This window comes from Clavibacter californiensis (assembly GCF_021952865.1).
Classification (GTDB): Bacteria; Actinomycetota; Actinomycetes; order Actinomycetales; family Microbacteriaceae; genus Clavibacter; species Clavibacter californiensis.
In genome coordinates this window covers 465,560-481,545 of sequence record NZ_CP040792.1, presented here as the reverse complement: position 1 = coordinate 481,545, position 15,986 = coordinate 465,560, and the positions used below count along the sequence as shown (strand labels likewise).

At 73.9% G+C, this 15,986-nt stretch carries 19 protein-coding genes; 13 read left to right on the top strand and 6 right to left on the bottom strand.

The annotated features are described in order from the left end of the window. The first annotated feature begins 57 nt into the window (after positions 1-57). The 6 genes from FGD68_RS02570 to FGD68_RS02545 all read left to right on the top strand — a co-directional run bounded on the left by FGD68_RS02570 (position 58) and on the right by FGD68_RS02545 (position 5,103). Complete coding sequence (locus FGD68_RS02570) at positions 58-765, top strand: TasA family protein (protein ID WP_119373805.1); 708 nt, start codon at positions 58-60, stop codon at positions 763-765. Positions 766-885: 120 nt separating this feature from the next. Beyond that, a complete protein-coding gene (locus FGD68_RS02565; RefSeq protein WP_119373806.1) occupies positions 886-1,683 on the top strand; it encodes a sortase in 798 nt (265 codons plus the stop codon). Next, entirely contained in the window at positions 1,680-2,270 is a 591-nt protein-coding gene (locus FGD68_RS02560) for a signal peptidase I (protein ID WP_237609732.1), read from the top strand. The genes FGD68_RS02565 and FGD68_RS02560 overlap by 4 nt, the downstream gene beginning before the upstream one ends. 38 nt (positions 2,271-2,308) lie before the next feature. Then, complete coding sequence (locus FGD68_RS02555; RefSeq protein WP_237609731.1) at positions 2,309-2,890, top strand: CalY family protein; 582 nt, start codon at positions 2,309-2,311, stop codon at positions 2,888-2,890. A 166-nt stretch (positions 2,891-3,056) separates the two neighbouring features. Next, positions 3,057-3,749, top strand: coding sequence for a hypothetical protein (locus tag FGD68_RS02550; protein ID WP_104234986.1), 693 nt, complete (start codon positions 3,057-3,059; stop codon positions 3,747-3,749). Positions 3,750-4,119: 370 nt separating this feature from the next. Then, positions 4,120-5,103 (top strand): nuclear transport factor 2 family protein, encoded by a 984-nt coding sequence (locus FGD68_RS02545; RefSeq protein WP_119372753.1) that lies wholly within the window; start codon positions 4,120-4,122, stop codon positions 5,101-5,103. 52 nt (positions 5,104-5,155) lie between these two features. Here the strand turns inward: FGD68_RS02545 and FGD68_RS02540 are convergent, their stop codons facing one another. The 3 genes from FGD68_RS02540 to FGD68_RS02530 form a co-directional block, all read right to left on the bottom strand. Continuing rightward, complete coding sequence (locus FGD68_RS02540) at positions 5,156-6,007, bottom strand: LamG domain-containing protein (RefSeq protein ID WP_119372754.1); 852 nt, start codon at positions 6,005-6,007, stop codon at positions 5,156-5,158. Continuing rightward, entirely contained in the window at positions 6,004-7,035 is a 1,032-nt protein-coding gene (locus FGD68_RS02535; protein ID WP_119372755.1) for a S26 family signal peptidase, read from the bottom strand. Before FGD68_RS02535 ends, FGD68_RS02540 begins: the two co-directional genes overlap by 4 nt. A 111-nt stretch (positions 7,036-7,146) precedes the next feature. Beyond that, positions 7,147-7,815 carry a hypothetical protein gene (locus FGD68_RS02530; RefSeq protein WP_119372756.1) on the bottom strand — a complete coding sequence of 223 codons (669 nt, stop codon included), beginning with the start codon at positions 7,813-7,815 and terminating at the stop codon, positions 7,147-7,149. Positions 7,816-8,046: 231 nt separating this feature from the next. On the opposite strand from FGD68_RS02530, the gene FGD68_RS02525 reads away from it, so the two are divergent. Together FGD68_RS02525 and FGD68_RS02520 are read left to right on the top strand one after the other, a co-directional pair. Beyond that, the gene (locus FGD68_RS02525; protein WP_104235698.1) at positions 8,047-8,541 is read left to right on the top strand and encodes a MarR family winged helix-turn-helix transcriptional regulator; all 495 of its coding nucleotides are present in this window, start codon (positions 8,047-8,049) and stop codon (positions 8,539-8,541) included. Beyond that, the gene (locus FGD68_RS02520; RefSeq protein WP_119372757.1) at positions 8,538-8,939 is read left to right on the top strand and encodes an NUDIX hydrolase; all 402 of its coding nucleotides are present in this window, start codon (positions 8,538-8,540) and stop codon (positions 8,937-8,939) included. Before FGD68_RS02525 ends, FGD68_RS02520 begins: the two co-directional genes overlap by 4 nt. A gap of 4 nt (positions 8,940-8,943) precedes the next feature. Here FGD68_RS02520 and FGD68_RS02515 read toward each other — a convergent pair whose 3' ends face one another. Beyond that, positions 8,944-9,690 carry a phosphotransferase gene (locus FGD68_RS02515; RefSeq protein WP_119372758.1) on the bottom strand — a complete coding sequence of 249 codons (747 nt, stop codon included), beginning with the start codon at positions 9,688-9,690 and terminating at the stop codon, positions 8,944-8,946. 72 nt (positions 9,691-9,762) lie between these two features. Between FGD68_RS02515 and FGD68_RS02510 the strand changes: the two genes are divergently transcribed. Beyond that, complete coding sequence (locus tag FGD68_RS02510) at positions 9,763-11,157, top strand: MFS transporter (RefSeq protein ID WP_119372759.1); 1,395 nt, start codon at positions 9,763-9,765, stop codon at positions 11,155-11,157. Positions 11,158-11,169: 12 nt separating this feature from the next. Here FGD68_RS02510 and pcp read toward each other — a convergent pair whose 3' ends face one another. Continuing rightward, entirely contained in the window at positions 11,170-11,811 is a 642-nt protein-coding gene (pcp, locus tag FGD68_RS02505; RefSeq protein WP_104235702.1) for a pyroglutamyl-peptidase I, read from the bottom strand. Between the two features lie 180 nt (positions 11,812-11,991). Between pcp and FGD68_RS02500 the strand changes: the two genes are divergently transcribed. The 4 genes from FGD68_RS02500 to FGD68_RS02485 all read left to right on the top strand — a co-directional run bounded on the left by FGD68_RS02500 (position 11,992) and on the right by FGD68_RS02485 (position 15,290). Continuing rightward, positions 11,992-13,263 carry a hypothetical protein gene (locus FGD68_RS02500; protein WP_147361631.1) on the top strand — a complete coding sequence of 424 codons (1,272 nt, stop codon included), beginning with the start codon at positions 11,992-11,994 and terminating at the stop codon, positions 13,261-13,263. Positions 13,264-13,371: 108 nt separating this feature from the next. Then, positions 13,372-14,643, top strand: a complete 1,272-nt coding sequence (locus tag FGD68_RS02495) for a hypothetical protein (protein WP_119372761.1) — start codon at positions 13,372-13,374, stop codon at positions 14,641-14,643. 114 nt (positions 14,644-14,757) lie between these two features. Beyond that, positions 14,758-15,021 carry a hypothetical protein gene (locus FGD68_RS02490; RefSeq protein WP_181036664.1) on the top strand — a complete coding sequence of 88 codons (264 nt, stop codon included), beginning with the start codon at positions 14,758-14,760 and terminating at the stop codon, positions 15,019-15,021. A 2-nt stretch (positions 15,022-15,023) separates the two neighbouring features. Continuing rightward, complete coding sequence (locus FGD68_RS02485) at positions 15,024-15,290, top strand: hypothetical protein (RefSeq protein ID WP_119372762.1); 267 nt, start codon at positions 15,024-15,026, stop codon at positions 15,288-15,290. A gap of 26 nt (positions 15,291-15,316) precedes the next feature. Here the strand turns inward: FGD68_RS02485 and FGD68_RS02480 are convergent, their stop codons facing one another. Next, positions 15,317-15,985 carry a class F sortase gene (locus FGD68_RS02480; protein ID WP_119373931.1) on the bottom strand — a complete coding sequence of 223 codons (669 nt, stop codon included), beginning with the start codon at positions 15,983-15,985 and terminating at the stop codon, positions 15,317-15,319. Position 15,986: the final 1 nt, after the last annotated feature.

The following is a 15,986-nucleotide window of genomic DNA, read 5'->3' as shown; positions in this document are numbered from 1 at the left end:
ACCCACCGCACCACCGCACGCATCGCATCGCACGACCCATCGAGAGGAAGCACCACCATGAGCACCACCACAGCAGCCGAGACGCGCCGCCCCTGGAAGAAGATCGTCGCCACCGTCGCGATCATCGCGGGAGGCGGGGCCCTCGCCGGCGGGGCGTTCGCCATCTTCACCGACTCGGCCTCGACGACGCTCGGCGTCGACGCGGGCCAGCTCGACATCGCCGCGACCGGCAGCTACACCGTCGCGGACATCGCGCCGGGCGACACCGTGCAGCGCCCGATCCTGATCGAGCTGCCGAACGCCACGAACGACGGCAACCTGGTGCAGTCGATCCAGCTGTCGTACGCCGTGACCGGCCAGACGGTCGGGACGGACGACCCGAACGTCCCCGGCGCGGGCGAGTCGATCGTCACGGGCACGGACGGGCTCACCTACAGCCTGCTGACCTGCGTCGGCGGCACCTGGACGGCCGGCCCGACGACCACGCCGGCGGGTCCGTACACGTGCGGCGGGACGACGCAGACGACGGGCAGCGGCACGCTCGCCTCCATCACGGGCGCGGGCAACTCCACCACGCTCACGCCGGCGGCCTTCGGCCTCACGCCCACGGCCGACGGCACGTTCCCGAGCGACACGGCCGACGTGACGCTCAACACGCTGATGGTGCTGCAGCTGCCGACCGGCGCCGACAGCGACTACGAGAACGCGTCCGCGCAGCTCACCTTCACGGCGGCCGCGATCCAGCGCGGCGGCCTGCAGCGCTGACCGGGTCCGATCGGGCCCCGGCACGCGCCGGGGCCCGATCGGCCCGCACGTCCCCGCACCACCCAGCACCGCATCACCCGCCCAGCATCACCCAGCACCGCATCACCCGAGGACCCGACCATGCGCGCACGCACCGGCACCGGCACCGGCACCGTCGCGCTCTGCCTCGCCCTCGCCACCGCGTCGCCGGCATCCGGATCCCCCGCCGCCGCCGCGCCGCCCGCCGCCCCGGCGTCCCCGTGGGACGTCACGCCCCCTCTCGCCCCGGCCGACGGCACCCTCGAGGTGGTCGAGCGGACGGACCCCGACATCCCGCTCTCCGGGCTCGCCCCCGGCGACACCATCGACTGGGCCGCCGACGTCACCAACGTCTCCGGCGACGGGAGCCCGCTCACCGTGCGCCTCGACGCCATGCGGTCGATGGTCCTGACGGGCGATCCGCGGAGCGGCGTCCAGCTCGACGTGCGCCTCTGCGACGGCGGCTTCGACCCCGCGCCCGCCTGGATGAGCTGCCCCGGCTCCCTCGACCGCCTCGGCTCCGGCCCCGCCGCGACGCTCGGCCACGTCGACACCACAGCTCCCCTCGCGCCCGGCGAGACCGTCGGGATCCTCGTGCGCATCCGCTTCCCCGCCGAGGCGGACAACGCCATGGAGCGCGCATCCGGCATGCTGCGGGTGAGCTTCGCGCTCGCCGACGACGCCGGCGCGGTCCCCGTCCCCGGGTCGGGGGCCGGCTCCCCCGTCGCGCCGTGCGGCGGATCCACGACCGCGTCCGGCCACGTCCCCCGCGACCTCCTCCCCGTCACGGGACGCGATGTCTTCGCCGCGCTCGCGGGGGCCCTGCTCGCCCTCCTCGGCGGCGGGATCCTCTTCCTGGCTGCGCGCCGGGACCGCTCCGACGGCGAGGCCGCCTCGTGACCCGCCGGTGGGGCGCCCGTCGCGGCCCCCTCCGGCGCGCGCTCGGCGTCCTGGGCGGGATCGCGACCGTCGGCCTGGTGCTCGCCGTCGTCGGCGTGGTCGCCCTCTCCGCGCTCGGCATCACGCGCTTCGTGCCCGTGCTCTCGAACTCGATGGCGCCCGGCATGCCCGTCGGCTCGCTGGCGATCACGGAGCCGGCGCCGCGGGCGGACGTCGCGGTCGGCGACGTGGTCGTCTTCACGGCCCCGCTCGGCCCGCGCGTCCGGGTGATCCACCGCGTGACGCGCGTGTTCGGCCCCGACGACGCGGATCAGCTCCAGGACTGGTCAGCGGACCGCCTCGCCATCCAGACCAAGGGCGACAACAACCCGGCGGGCGACCCCTGGATCGTCACCATCGGCGACGACGCCGTGTGGCGCCGCAGCGCCGTCGTGCCCGTGCTGGGCTGGCCGTTCGTGTGGATGGGCGACCCCACCCTCCGGCTCATCGCCTTCGCCGTGGCCGGCACGGGCGTCACGGCCTGGGCGCTCAGCATCGTCTGGCGCCGACCGGCACCCGCCATCCCCGTGGACGGCGGGGGCGCATGAGCGGCGGTGCCCGCCATCGCGGAGGCCGGGGACGCCACGTGCGCGAACCGGGCGCGCGCCTGCGCCCGCTGCTCGTCCCGGCGATGGCCGTCGCCCTCGCGCTCTCGGGCGCCGGCGCCGCGTACGCCGTCTTCAGCGATCGGGCCGCCACGACCGCGTCGGTCACGGCCGGCGCCGTGGAGCTCGACTGGGGCGGGGGCGGCGCGGACCAGCTGACCGTCCCGGTCGTGGGGCTCCGGCCGGGCGAATCCCAGGTGCGGCTCGTGGACCTGGCGAACACCGGCACCGTCACGGTGTCCGAGCTCATGGTCACGCTCAGCGGCACGGCCGTCGCGAGCACGTCCGACGGCCTCCAGGTGGCGTTCGACCGCTGCACGGTCGCGTGGACCGGCGCGCCCGGCACCGCCACCTGCTCGGGCACGATCACCTCGGTGGTGGCCGACCGGCCCGCCATCGGACGCGTCGCGCTGCCCGGATCCCCTGCCCTCGCGGCCGGCGGCCGGGATCACCTGCGCCTCACGGTGCGGCTGGCCGCCTCCGCGCCGACCACCGGGCAGGGCGCCACCGGATCCGTGACCCTCCGGGTCGACGGCAACCAGCGCCCGGGCATCCAGCGCTGACCCTCGCGGCTCGCGCTCGGCGCCGCGACGGCCGCGACGGCCGCGGATCAGACGCCCAGGGTCACGAAAGCATCACGGGACCCATCGGCCCGGCGACGGGCACCGAAGCACCATCCGACTCCAACCGGCGACCACGTCGGCCGCCCTGAAATGAGAAGGATCCATCATGCGCAACCTCACCAAGTCCGTCTTCGGCCTCGCCACCGCGGGCTTCCTCGTCGTCGGCCTCGCGGCCTGCTCGACCCCCGCCGAGACCCCCTCGTCCTCGACCTCCTCCACACCCGCCGCGACCGCGACGACCGAGGCCAACCCCACGCCGCTCGCGACGATCCCGACCCTGACCGGCGTCGACACCCAGGTCACCCTCGACTCCGGCTTCACCGGCGCCCTCACGACCCTGGGCCTGACCCCCGGCGTCATCGGCACCGCGACCCTCGACGGCGCCACCGGCACCCTCGCGTTCCCCATCACCGGCGGCAACGTGAAGTACTTCGACCCCGAGCAGTCCTACCGCCCCTACGTCCAGGGCGAGATCGACCACTCCGGCTCCGGCATCAGCCTCACCGCCGGCTCCACCGTCGTGAAGCTCACCGACTTCGTCATCGACCCCGGCACCAGCCGCCTCACGGGCTCGGTCCAGGTCGGCGACGGCGAGGTCATGAAGGACGTCTACATCTTCAACCTCGACGGCACGACCCTGAAGCCCCTCGCCATGGAGGGCGACAACGCCGTCCTCGAGGGCACCACGGTCAAGGTCAGCCCCGACGCCGCCAGCCTCCTGAACAGCACGTTCGGCACGACCGCGGTCACCGACCAGCTCGTCGTCGGCATCGCCAAGATCACCGTCAACACCAAGTAGCACCCACCCGGGCTCGACCCCGGCACAGCACCACCACGAACGGCCCGGCCCACGACGCCGGGCCGTTCGTCGTGCGCCCGGGAGCCGGCGACGGCGACGGCGACGGCGACGGCGGCCGGGGCGGCGCGCACGCGGGAGCATCCCGGCCCCGGACGCAGGGAAGCCCCCTCGCATGCGCAACGAGGAGGCCCCTGCCAGGCGACTCGGACCCGGCGCATGGGCTTCGGAACGGAGGGACGATAGGGCGGGCGGGCCGCCCCGCATGGTCGTCACCGGATGACGCACCCGCGCGTGACATAGCAGGAGACGCGCGCGAGCGCCGCATCCATGCACATCGGAGGCTCACAGCCGCGGGTCGCATCGTACGTGCATGAGCGTTCAACGAATCCCCGTCTCCCTGCTCGCCCGCGGCACCGCCGCCCTCGCCGGAGTGGTCGTCCTGGCCGGATGCTCCGCTCCCGGCGCGGCCTCGGCCGCCTCAGACACCACCCCCGACGCGACCACCGCCGTCGCCACCGCCGCCCCCGGCTCGGCGGGCGACGGCGGCACCACGGCAGACCGCGCCGACTCGGACACGGAGGACCGGAACGCGACCATCATCTCGACGCTGTTCACGGACGCGTTCCCGGATCCCGCCTCCGCCGGCGCGCAGGCCGCCGTGCTGGCAGCCGTCGCCCCCGACTCGACCGCGAACGGCGTCGGGGCGAAGGCCGGCCCGAGCGGCGTGCTCGACGAGTTCGCCACGGCGCACCAGCGGGTGCCCGGCGCGCACGCCGTGATCAAGCACATCGCCGCCGACGGAGACCTCGTGGCCGTGCACTGGCAGGTCGCGTCGAACCCCGACGACGAGCGCACCGGCGAGGCCGCGGTCGACCTCTTCCGCCTCGCGGACGGCAAGGTCACCGCGCGTTGGACGTTCGACCAGCCGATCCCGCAGGGCACGCCCGCGAGCGGCAACACGAACACGATGTTCAGCGACCTCTACCAGGGCGAGGCCGACGCGCCCGAGCTGACCGAGCAGCAGGAGGAGGCGAACCGGCAGCTGGCCGTGGGCGCCTACGACACGCTCTTCCGGGATCACGACGCGAGCGTGCTCGACCGCTCGTTCGACCCGGCGTACCTGCAGCACAACACGGTCGCCGCGAACGGCACGGCGGCGCTCAAGGCCTTCTTCTCCGGGGGCGCGCAGTTCCCGGCGCAGCAGTCGGTGATCTCGATCGCCGACGACGACCTCGTCTGGACCTTCTCGCAGCCGGTCGGCGCGAAGGCGGACGACCCGTTCCTCGCCGCCGACATCTTCCGGGTCGACGGCGACCTCATCCGCGAGCACTGGGACGTGGTGCCCGCGAGCTGATCCGGAGCACGCACGGACGACGGGACGGTCACGCGACCGTCCCGTCGTCGCGTCAGCGGCCGGCGTTGTAGTGGTTCCGCACCTGCTGGCCGGTGAGGGCCACGGAGTACACGGCCGCGAAGCGCATGCTGCCCGCGAAGAAGCGGTTGCCGGCGCCCGGCCACGTGTCGAGGTTGTCGTAGCCGATGCGCCACCAGCCCCTCGTGCCCTCCGCGGTGCGGTAGGACGGGTTCGCCGCGACGGCCACCCCGTCGAGCCACAGGGTCATGCCCGCGGTGGGCGACATCGTCGAGACGACGTGGTGCCAGGCACCGTCCGTCACGGTGCCGGGGCTCGTGACGGTCATGATCCCGGTAGCCGGCGTGTAGGTGCCGAACACGAGCTGGCCCGCGGTGTTGATGTACGTGTGGCGGTCGTACGAGCTCGACAGGCCGGCCTGGCTGTCGCCGAAGCCGATGAGCTTCCCGCCCCTGACAGTGGTCTTGAACCACAGCTCGGTCGAGAACTCGCCCGGCGAGTTCTGCTGCAGGGCGTTGGTCACCTGGCTCGAGAAGCCGTCGAGGAGGTATGACGAGCCCGAGTCGCGCGGGCACGCCTGCGGGGAGGTGGTCGTGGTGCGCATGGTGCCGCGGTAGGTGCCGGGGTACGCACCCGAGTCGCTGTCCGTGGCGCGCGTGGAACCGGCGGCCTCCGTGAACGCGTAGGCGAAGAGCGCGTCGGCCCGGTCGGCTGCGAGCGCGCTCGTGCAGGTGAAGTACGCGGCGGACGACGCGGCCGTGTTGTTCGTGTTCGTGATGGCGGCGGTGTACGCGCCGTTCGTCCCGGGCGCGAGGAGGAGGACGGCGCCGAGGGCGACCGCGGAGACGGACGCGGCGATCGCGGCGAGGCGGGAGGCGACGGTCATGCGCGGCGCTCCTCGCGCTCGGCGGGGAGTCCGACCGCGAGGGTCCAGAGGAGGGGGAGCGCGCAGAGGCCGAAGAAGAGGATCCAGCCCCAGAGCGGCAGGTCGAGCGTGGACGTCACGTCGTGGAAGCGGCCCGCCTCGGCCGCGGGCGCGGTGATCGTGCCGACCTGGCCGGCCGCGAGCGTCGTGTGGGTGCCGCCCTCGGCCGCGATGCGGATGGGGAGCATGCCGGTCGAGACGACCGTCGCCTCCACGTCGCTGCCGCGGGTCGCCGCGTCGAGCACGACGAGGCCGACGAAGGGCTTGAGCAGGAAGACCGTGAGCGCGGCGACGAGCGCGCCGCCGAGCATGCGCATGGAGGCGCGGTGCGTCGGCGAGCCGATGGGGCGGGTGAGGACCATCACGATGACGAGGCCGGCGAGCAGCAGCGGCACTCCCTTCGCGAGCCAGCCGAAGCCGGGGAGGATCGTCGTGGCCTCGCCGACGAGGTGGGCCTGGTCGGTCTTCCACGGATCCACGGCGCCGTTGATGTCGCCCCGGGTGGTGATCCCGTCGGCGTCGACCGCGATGACGCGGTGCGTGTAGGTCTCGTCCGGCGTGGTGGAGGGGTGGAAGCTGACGACGTCGCCGACGTGAAGGTCCTCGAGGAGGACGGGGGTCGTGAGCAGCAGCGTGCCGACGGGGGCAGTGGTGCCCATCGACGGGGTCTGCACGACGAACCAGCGGCCGCCGGACGCCTGGAAGAGGAGCGTCACCGCGACGAGGGCCGTGAGGAGGACGGTGGCGGCCCACATCAGGACGGTGCGGCGGCGGATCGTGCGGGAGGTGCGCGCGGCGCGTCGGGTCGCGCCGCGCACGGGGAGGCCGGGTGCGGGGAGCACCGGGGCGGCCGGGTCGAGGAGGAGCTCCTCGGCGAGGAGGTCGAGCTCGAGGTCCAGGTCCAGGGCGAGCGCCGCCTCCAGCTCGAGGGCGTCGATCGGAGCGGTGCCGGCCGTGGGGGCGGGCGAGCGGTCCTGGATGTCGGTCATGGGGCACCTCCCGGGTCAAGGGGTGCGGGGCCGCCTCTCGGCGGCCCCGCGGGGGGGGATCCAGCTGGGTGGGCTGGCGGGGGGGGATCCAGCTGGGTGGGCTGGCGGGGGCTAGGCGGCGAAGGTCCAGGTGAGGGGCAGCGAGGCGCCGAGGCCCTGGTACGTGTTGCCGGCGGAGGCGTCGAGCGTGACGGCGAAGGTGAAGTCGGTGCTGCCGTTGGCGGCGAGGGCGGTCAGCGTCTTGGCGGAGGATCCGGCGAGGGCCGCCGCGGTGCCCGAGTAGACCGGGGTCGCGCTGCCGGCCGCGGTGATGACGACGTTGAGCTTGGCGCAGAAGTCGGTGGCCGAGCCGTTGACGGTGCCGTTCTTGGTCTGCGTGCAGGCCGCGCCGGGGGTCAGCGTGAAGGTCGAGGCCTTGGAGGTGCCGACGTTCTTGATGTTCACGACGCTCGTGACCGTCTGGCCGGGGATCATCGTGGTCGAGCCGCCGAACTTGTTGATGGTGGAGCAGGTGGCGGCGTTGGAGTCGACGCCGGACGTGGCGCTCGTGCTGAGGCAGGTGACGGTCGGGGCGCCGTTGGCGCCGGCCTGCGACTCCTGCATGACGAGCGAGCCGGAGGCCGCCGTGTTGGTGTCGTTGGTGATCGAGGCGACGAAGCCCGACAGCGTGCCGGACATCGAGACGGAGAGGAGGACGGCGGCGGCGACGCCGGTCGCGATGGCGAGGGGGGCGAAGCGGACGCGCTTGGTCTTGACGGCGGGGGCGATGTGGTGCGACATGGTCTGACTCCGGGTCTGTAGGAGAGGAAGGGGCTGGGTGAGCCCCTCAGGAGAAGAAGCTCGGTGACTCGCTTTGCAAGTAACTCGAAGATACAGCTACTTGGATTCCGCGCAATCCCCCCACTGCGGGGGGCAGTCGTTCGTCGAGGGGATCGCGGCCGCGACGGCGCGTTACAGTCGCTGGACCGCCCACGGATCCCGCCCGGATCCGCCGACACAGGGACACCCGAGATGAGCCCGCAGAGAACCGCCCTTCGCCGCGACGACGCCGCGGCCGTGGAGTCCCTCGCGAACGCGCTGCACATGATCGAGACCGCGCAGCGCCACCTGCGCACGCGCATCGCGCAGGACATCGGCGTGAACGTGACCGACCTGACCGTGATCAGCGTGGTCGGCGACCTGCACCGCATGACGCCCAAGCACCTGGCCGTCGAGATCTCGATGGGCACGGGCGCGGTGACCGCCGTGATCGACCGGCTGGTCGGCGCCGGGCACCTCGACCGCGTGCCCAACCCGAAGGACCGCCGCAGCGTCTTCCTCGAGCTCACCGACGCCGGACGGAAGACGCTCGCCCGCATGGAGGCCGACTACCGGGAGGCGGCCGCCGTGGCGCTCCGGGCCTCCCCCGCGCTCGGCACCGAGGAGACGGCCGAGGACATCGCGCGCGCCGCGATCGCCATGACCGCGCACACCATCGACGGGCCGGATGCGGGCGCGCCCGCGTGAGCGAGGGCTGCCAGGTCGTGCTCGTCGACGCGGCCGGGCGGATCCTGCTTCAGCTGCGCGACGACATCCCGACCATCCCCTTCCCCGGCATGTGGGCGATCCCCGGCGGCATGCTCGAGCCGGGCGAGACGCCGCTCGCGTGCATCGTGCGGGAGGTCGAGGAGGAGCTGGGGGCGCGGATCCCGCCGGCCGAGGTCGCGCACCTCATGACGCGCACGCGCTCCTACGGGATCGAGCACACGTTCACGGCGCGGCTCGACGTGGCGGCGGAGGACATCCGGCTCACGGAGGGGCAGCGCGTCGCGTGGTTCCCGGTGGGCGACGCGGTCGGGATGGAGCTGGCCTACGAGGACGCGGACGTGCTGCGGGAGGTCGCGGGGCGGATCGCGCGGGGCTGAGCCGTCACGCCGGGTGCGCGCGCTCGGCGTCGAGGATCCCGCGGAGGAACGCGACGTCGGCCGAGTAGTGGGCGGCCTCGTCGCGGAGATGCGGCTTGCCCAGCTCGTCGGCCTTCTCGATCGAGATGCCGGCGAGGTCGTGCAGGCGCAGGATCGCGATGCGGAGGACGTCGGCCCAGGTGGCGTCGGATCCGTACGCGTCGAGGAGCAGCGCGACGCGGCGGCGGGCGTGGTCCATGCCGGGCGCGCCGTCCTGCGCGGAGCCGGACAGCGGCACCGCGCGCGTCGCGAGGTACGCGATGTCCCAGATGCGCGGTCCGGGCGAGGCCATGTCCATGTCGATCACGCCCGTGAGCCGACCGTCTTCGAAGACGAGGTTGTGCGGCGCGAAGTCGTTGTGGCAGATCACCTCGCTCGGCACCTTGGCGACCGACTGCCAGACCGCGCCGTCGAGCGCGAAGCCGATGCTCGCGTCGTGCAGCTCGCGCAGGCGGCGGCCGGCCTGCACGAGCACGTCGTCAGCCCAGATCCAGCGCGGCAGCGGGTAGACGGGCACGTCGCCGTGCATGAACGCCAGCCGCTCGCGGCCGCCCTCGATGCCGAGCGGCTCGGGGATGCCGTCGACGCCCGCGAGCGCGAGGTGCCGGAGCCAGCGGTGCACGGTCGGGGTCCACGGGCCGGCGTCGCGGGTGACGGTGTCGCCCTCACGCTCGACGCGGTTCATGTTGCCGCCTTCGAGGGGTCCGTCCATCGGGCCAGCGTAGGGGCGGGGTCGCGCGCCCGGCGACCCTGCCGCGACACGTCCACCGACTAGGTTGCGACCATGAGCACCACCGCGCCCGCCGCCGTCGCCGAGCCCGATCCCGCCGCACCGCCCCGCCGACGGGTCGCCGCGTGGGCGCTGTGGGACTGGGGGTCCGCGGCCTTCAACGCGGTGGTCACCACCTTCGTCTTCAGCACGTACCTCGCGAGCAGCCTGTTCGTGGATCCCGCGATCGTCGCGGCCGCCGGCGACGACGCGCGGAACCCGGCGCTCGTGGCCGCGAAGGCCGACACCTCCGGCGTCATCTCGCTCGCGCTCACCCTCGCGGGCCTCCTCATCGCGGTGCTCGCGCCCGTGCTCGGGCAGCGCTCGGACGGGTCAGGGCGGCGCCGCCTCTGGCTCGGGATCAACACGGGCATCGTCGTGCTCGCGATGCTCGGCATGGTGTTCGTCGAGCCCGTGCCCTCCTACCTGTGGCTGGGCGCCGTGCTGCTCGCGACCGGCAACGTGTTCTTCGAGTTCGCGAGCGTGAACTACAACGCGATGCTCGTGCAGGTGAGCACGCCGCGCACGGTCGGCCGTGTGTCCGGCCTCGGCTGGGGCATGGGCTACGTCGGCGGGATCGTGCTGCTCGCGCTGCTGCTCGGCCTCTTCCTCTTCGACTTCGGGACGCCCGGCGCATCCGGGCTCCTCGGCCTGCCCTCGGGGGCGGCGGGCGGCGCGCTCGACGTGCGCGTCGCGATCCTCGTGGCCGCCATCTGGTGCGCCGTGTTCTCGATCCCCGTGCTGGTGGGCGTGCCCGAGATCCCCGCCGCGCCGGGGCGGAAGCGGGAGGGCATCCTCGCGTCCTACGGCGCGCTGTTCCGCCGGATCGCGGAGCTCTACCGGGAGTCGCCGCGCGTCATCGTGTTCCTCGTCGCGAGCGCCGTGTTCCGCGACGGGCTCGCGGCCGTGTTCACGTTCGGGGCCATCATCGCGGCGCAGGTCTTCGGGTTCACGACCACCGAGGTGCTGCTCTTCGGCGTCGCGGCGAACGTGGTCGCCGGCATCGGCACGTTCGCGGCCGGCTGGTTCGACGACCGGTTCGGCGCGAAGCCCGTCATCCTCGTCTCGCTCGTCTGCCTCATCCTCGGCGGATCCACGGTGCTCGCGGTCGGCGACGCCAAGGCGGGCTTCTGGGCGACGGGCCTGTTCCTCTGCCTGTTCGTGGGACCCGTGCAGTCGTCGAGCCGGACGTTCCTCGCGCGCATCTCCCCGGCCGGCCACGAGGGCGAGATGTTCGGGCTCTACACGACCACGGGCCGCGCGGTCTCGTTCCTGGCGCCCGGCCTGTTCGGCATCGCGGTGGCCATCACGGGCGACACGCGCTTCGGGATCATCGGCATCGTGATCGTGCTGCTCGCGGGGCTGCTGCTCATGACGCGGGTGCGCGGGACGGACGCGCGGGCGGCGTGACGCCGCGGCGGATCAGTCGAGCGACCCGCCGCCCACCTTCACGTCCGTCGCGTTCGCGAGCGTCGCGCGCACCACGGCCGTGAGCGCCGTCGCGAGCTGCTCCATGCGCATGTAGGGGCGGTCGGTGCCGATCGCCTCCTCCGTGGAGTACGGGATGTGGACGAAGCCGCCGCGGGTCCCCGGACGGTCGCGCAGCTCGTGCATCAGCAGGTAGAAGACGTGGTTGCAGGTGTAGGTGCCGGCGGTCTGCGAGACGACCGCGGGGATCCCCTTCGTGCGCACGGCCTGGACCGCCGCCTTGATCGGCAGGGTGCTGAAGTAGGCCGCGGGGCCGCCGTCGACGACCGGCTCGTCGATGGGCTGGAACCCCGTGTTGTCCGGGATGCGGGCGTCGTCGACGTTGATCGCGACGCGCTCCACCTCGAGCGTCTCGATGCCGCCGGCGAGGCCGACGGAGATCACGACGTCGGGGTCCACCTCGGCGAGCGCGGCCCGCAGCGCGTCATCGACCTTCGCGAAGTCGACGGGCAGCTGCCGCACCTGGATCTCGGCGTCGCCGTCCCAGCGGTCGCGGACCTCCTGGACGGCGGTCCACGACGGGTTGCTGGTGTCGCCGTCGAAGGGCTCGAAACCGGTGAGGAGGACGGTGGGCATGGCGGGGCTCCTGGTGCGGATCGTGGTGGGCGTGCGTCCGACGGGCTGACGAGTCGGGTGGGCGGGATCCACGCTACGCCTCGCGGCGCCGTGGGCCCGAACGGGGGGATGCGCCAGGCGCCCGACAGGACGAGGATGCGCACCATCGGGCGATGGAGCCCGAGGATGGACGGTTCGACGATGATCCGCACTGCCAGCAGACGCCCTCTCGCGGCCGTCGCCACCAGCCTCGCGCTCGTGGCCGGTCTCTCGCTCACCGGCGTCGCGCCCGCGGGCGCCCAGGGGAAGCCGGCGGGTGATGCGTCGACGCAGGCCGCCGTGACGATCCCGGCGCCCACGACGGAGTTCTCCGGCTACGGCACGGAGATCGAGCCCACCATCGACGGCTTCGTCACACCGGACCTCAGTGGCATCGCCGACGCCTCGGGCCTCCGGTACGAGTACCAGCTCGATGGCGCGGGTCCCTGGCTCACCGAGGGAACCCCGTCCGTCCGGACCACCGGGGGTCCGCTCGTCGTGCCCGCGACCGCGGGAGCGCACCTCTTCAGCATCCGGATCGCCGGCACGATCGGCGGCGTGCCGGTCGTCGGCGCGGCGACCACCCGCGAGCCGGTGCGGTCGAGCGGCTTCTCCCGGCCGTACACGCCGCAGGTGCTCGTGGACGGCACCCGCGTCACCTTCAGCTGGGACGTGCGCGAGGCCCTCAACGGCAACCTGCCCGAGGACAGCCAGATCTTCTACGAGCTCGACCGGAGCGGCGACTTCGTCTTCGCGGACGCAGTGGGATCCGTGACCGTCGACGCCGGGTACGACGCGTCGGTCGCGCTCGAGCTCACGTACGGCGTCGTGCCCGACCTGTGGGCGAACGCACGGGCGATCGGCACCACGGGGAGCGCGCCCGGATCGGCGCCCCTCACCTCCACGCCGCCGCCCGCGATCATCGGGCGCTCGTCGGTGGGCGCCACGCTCGCGGTGCGGACCGGGCTGTGGCAGCCGGCCCCGGTGCGCCTCACGTACCAGTGGTACGCCGACGGACGGCCGATCTTCGGCGCGACCGGCGGTACGTTCGCCCTCTCCTCCGACCAGATCGGCGCGCGGATCACCGTGTCGGTGCGCGGAGCCCGCGACGGCTACCTGTCCACGACGCGCACCTCCGCGCCGACGCCGCGCGTGCCGCAGCCGGTCATCACGGTCGGCTCCCCGTTCGTGACCGGCGTGGCCGCCGTCGGGCGCACCGTGACCGCGCGGACGGGATCCTGGCGCCCCGGACCCGTGGCGTTCACGTACGCCTGGCTCCGCGACGGCCGCCCCATCCCCGGCGCGACCGCGAGCACCTACGCGATCACCGAGGCAGACCGCGGGCGACTGCTGAGCGTGCGCGTGACGGGCGCGTACACGCCCCTCGGCGGCGTCGGCCGGGACGCGGTGAGCGCCGGCCACCGGGTCGCGTAGACGGTCGCCTCCATCACGCCGTGGGGGCCCGGACTGGGGTCATGCGCTCGCGGGCACCCGTCGGGAGGATCGACGGGGGCGCCGGAGCCCCGGAGAGAAGGAACGCACATGATCCGCACCACACGGGGACGACGGCTCCCCCTCACCGCGCTCGGCCTCGTGGTCGCCGCGGGCACCGCGTTCGCGGGCGTCGGGCCCGCGCAGGCGGCCGACGCCCCCGCACCCGCCGCCGACTCGACGACCGAGGCAGCCGCGATCGTCATCGCCGCGCCCACCGTGCGCGGCTACGGCTTCGACTACGGCGCCGACGCGAACTTCCACGGCGTGATCTCGGTGGACCTCGGCGGCATCGACGACAACACCGGGCTGCGCTACGAGTACCAGCTCGACGGCGTGGGCCCCTGGCTCTCGGACGGGACCGGCAGCGTCTCCGGCGACGAGGACGAGGTCTTCATCCCGGCCTCCCCCGGCGAGCACCTCATCAGCGTGCGCGTCGCCGGGACCGTGGACGGCGTCGCCGTCACCGGCACGGCATCCGCGCCCACGAAGGTCCGGTCGGTCGGCGGCCCCGACGAGTACACGCCCGAGGTGGTCGTGGACGGCCCGTCCGTCACGTTCCGCTGGGACGTGCGCGCGGCCCTCAACGGCTTCACGCCCGAGGAGAGCGACATCTTCTACCAGATCGACGGCGGCGCGCTCGTGGACGCGGGCGGCACCGGATCCGTCACCGTCACCCCGGGCTACGGCAAGCGCGTGGCCTTCGACCTGACCTTCGGCCCGATCCCGGACGCCTGGCGCTACGTGCACATCGAGGGCGACACGGCGAGCGCGCCGGGCGCGCAGGCCCTCACGTCCGCTCCGCAGCCCCAGATCCTGGGGACGGTCGAGTACGGATCCACCCTCACCGTGCGCACCGGCCTCTGGCAGCCCGCGCCCGTGACGCTCGAGTACCAGTGGTTCCGCGACGGCGAGCGGATCCCCGGCGCGACCGGCGCCACCCGCACGGTCGACGCATACGACGCCGGGCACCGCCTCACGGTGTCCGTGCGCGGATCCCGCGACGGCTACGTCCCCGTGACCCGCACGTCGGGGCAGACGAAGAAGGTCGCCGCGCCCGTCATCACCGCGGGCACGCCGCGCATCACCGGCAACCCGGTCGTCGGCCGCACGCTGAGCGCCCAGCCCGGCATCTGGAAGCCGTCGTCGCTCGAGCTCGGCTACCAGTGGAAGCGCGACGGGAAGGCCATCACCGGAGCGACCGCGAAGACCTACACGCTGACGGAGGCGGACCGCGGGCACACCGTGACCGTCGTGGTCAGCGGCGTCATCTACCTGTACGACAACCAGGCGCGCGCGAGCGCAGGCGTCACGGTGCGCTGACCCGCATCCGACCCGCGACGGGCCCGGCTCCTCCACGGGGCCGGGCCCGTCGGCGTCCGACCCCGTGCGGGAGGGCCCTCGCCGGGGAGCGCTCCCGGCCTATAGCTTCGGGGGATGATCTCCTCCTCCGGCGCCAGCATCGGCATCGCCCTCTACATCCTCGTGATCCTCGCGCTCGTGGCCCTCTCGGTCGTCGCGACCGTGGTGCTCATCCGGCTCGCGATCGTCGCGCGGCGCACGCTGCTCGTCACGACCGAGCTGCAGGAGGCGCGCCTCGAGCTCATCCGCGAGCAGACCGCCCGGCTCCAGGCCGACGACGGGGACGCGGCGAGCGGGCCCTACGCCCCGGGCGCCGGTCCCGTAGGACCGGCGGCCTGAGCGTGGGCGACACCACCGACAGCATCCTGCTGCCCACCGCATACGACATCGGGTGGTCGATCGTCCTGGTCGTCGCCGTCGCGCTGGTGGCGCTCGGCGCGGTCCTGCTCGTCGTGCTGGTGCGGGTCGCGTTCGGCGGTCGCCGCACGCTCGCCGCATCCGCCGCGCTCGACGAGGCCCGGCTCGAGCTGGTGCGCGAGCGCACGGCGCGGCTGCGCGCGGGGCTGCCGGACACCGGCGGCGTGGATCCCGAGGATCCGGCCGCCTGACGCGCGCACGCGCCGCGCCGCGCCGATCAGGCCACGGGCTCCGCGAACACGACGCGGTTGTCCTCGTAGTGGCCGACGCTCCGGTCGAAGATCCCGCCGCAGGTGATGAGGCGCAGCTGGTCGGTGGGCTGCGCGCCGAACACGCGCGCGGTCGGGAAGTCGGCCTTGGCGAAGTCGGCGACCTCGGTCACGGCGTAGCGCGTGGATCCGCCGTCGACGTGCTGCACGGTGACCTCGTCGCCCACGCCGAGCTCGGCGAGCCGGCTGAACGCGGCGGGTCCCACGCGCGAGTCGACGTGCGCGGCGATCACGGTGGGTCCGCGCCCGCCGGGACGCCCGCCGCCCGTGAACCAGCCGACGTCGTCGAAGTCGACGGGCACCTCCATGCGGCCGTCGGATGCGATCCCGAGGTCGATGAGCGGCTGGTCGAGGTCGATGGCGGGGATGGCGACGCTCGTGGGGACCGCGCCGAGACCCTGCACGACCGTGGGGGAGGTCGTGGGACGGACGCTCGGCGCGGCGGTCGGTGGCGCGGACGGCTCGGCGGAGACCGCCGCGGGTGGGACGGCAGGAGCCGCCTCGAGCTCCGCGGGAGCGCAGCCCGCGAGCGCGACCAGCGGGATCAGCGCGGCCGCGAGCACCACGGCCCGGCGGGCGTGCCGCGCGGGCGACGCGCCAGCCGGGCTGCGGTGCACG

Coding starts and splice junctions, on each gene's coding strand:
- FGD68_RS02570 (WP_119373805.1), top strand. CDS start 58: ATGAGCACCACCACAGCAGCCGAGACGCGCCGCCCCTGGAAGAAGATC.
- FGD68_RS02565 (WP_119373806.1), top strand. CDS start 886: ATGCGCGCACGCACCGGCACCGGCACCGGCACCGTCGCGCTCTGCCTC.
- FGD68_RS02550 (WP_104234986.1), top strand. CDS start 3,057: ATGCGCAACCTCACCAAGTCCGTCTTCGGCCTCGCCACCGCGGGCTTC.
- FGD68_RS02545 (WP_119372753.1), top strand. CDS start 4,120: ATGAGCGTTCAACGAATCCCCGTCTCCCTGCTCGCCCGCGGCACCGCC.
- FGD68_RS02540 (WP_119372754.1), bottom strand. CDS start 6,007: ATGACCGTCGCCTCCCGCCTCGCCGCGATCGCCGCGTCCGTCTCCGCG.
- FGD68_RS02535 (WP_119372755.1), bottom strand. CDS start 7,035: ATGACCGACATCCAGGACCGCTCGCCCGCCCCCACGGCCGGCACCGCT.
- FGD68_RS02530 (WP_119372756.1), bottom strand. CDS start 7,815: ATGTCGCACCACATCGCCCCCGCCGTCAAGACCAAGCGCGTCCGCTTC.
- FGD68_RS02525 (WP_104235698.1), top strand. CDS start 8,047: ATGAGCCCGCAGAGAACCGCCCTTCGCCGCGACGACGCCGCGGCCGTG.
- FGD68_RS02515 (WP_119372758.1), bottom strand. CDS start 9,690: ATGGACGGACCCCTCGAAGGCGGCAACATGAACCGCGTCGAGCGTGAG.
- FGD68_RS02510 (WP_119372759.1), top strand. CDS start 9,763: ATGAGCACCACCGCGCCCGCCGCCGTCGCCGAGCCCGATCCCGCCGCA.
- pcp (WP_104235702.1), bottom strand. CDS start 11,811: ATGCCCACCGTCCTCCTCACCGGTTTCGAGCCCTTCGACGGCGACACC.
- FGD68_RS02500 (WP_147361631.1), top strand. CDS start 11,992: ATGATCCGCACTGCCAGCAGACGCCCTCTCGCGGCCGTCGCCACCAGC.
- FGD68_RS02495 (WP_119372761.1), top strand. CDS start 13,372: ATGATCCGCACCACACGGGGACGACGGCTCCCCCTCACCGCGCTCGGC.
- FGD68_RS02490 (WP_181036664.1), top strand. CDS start 14,758: ATGATCTCCTCCTCCGGCGCCAGCATCGGCATCGCCCTCTACATCCTC.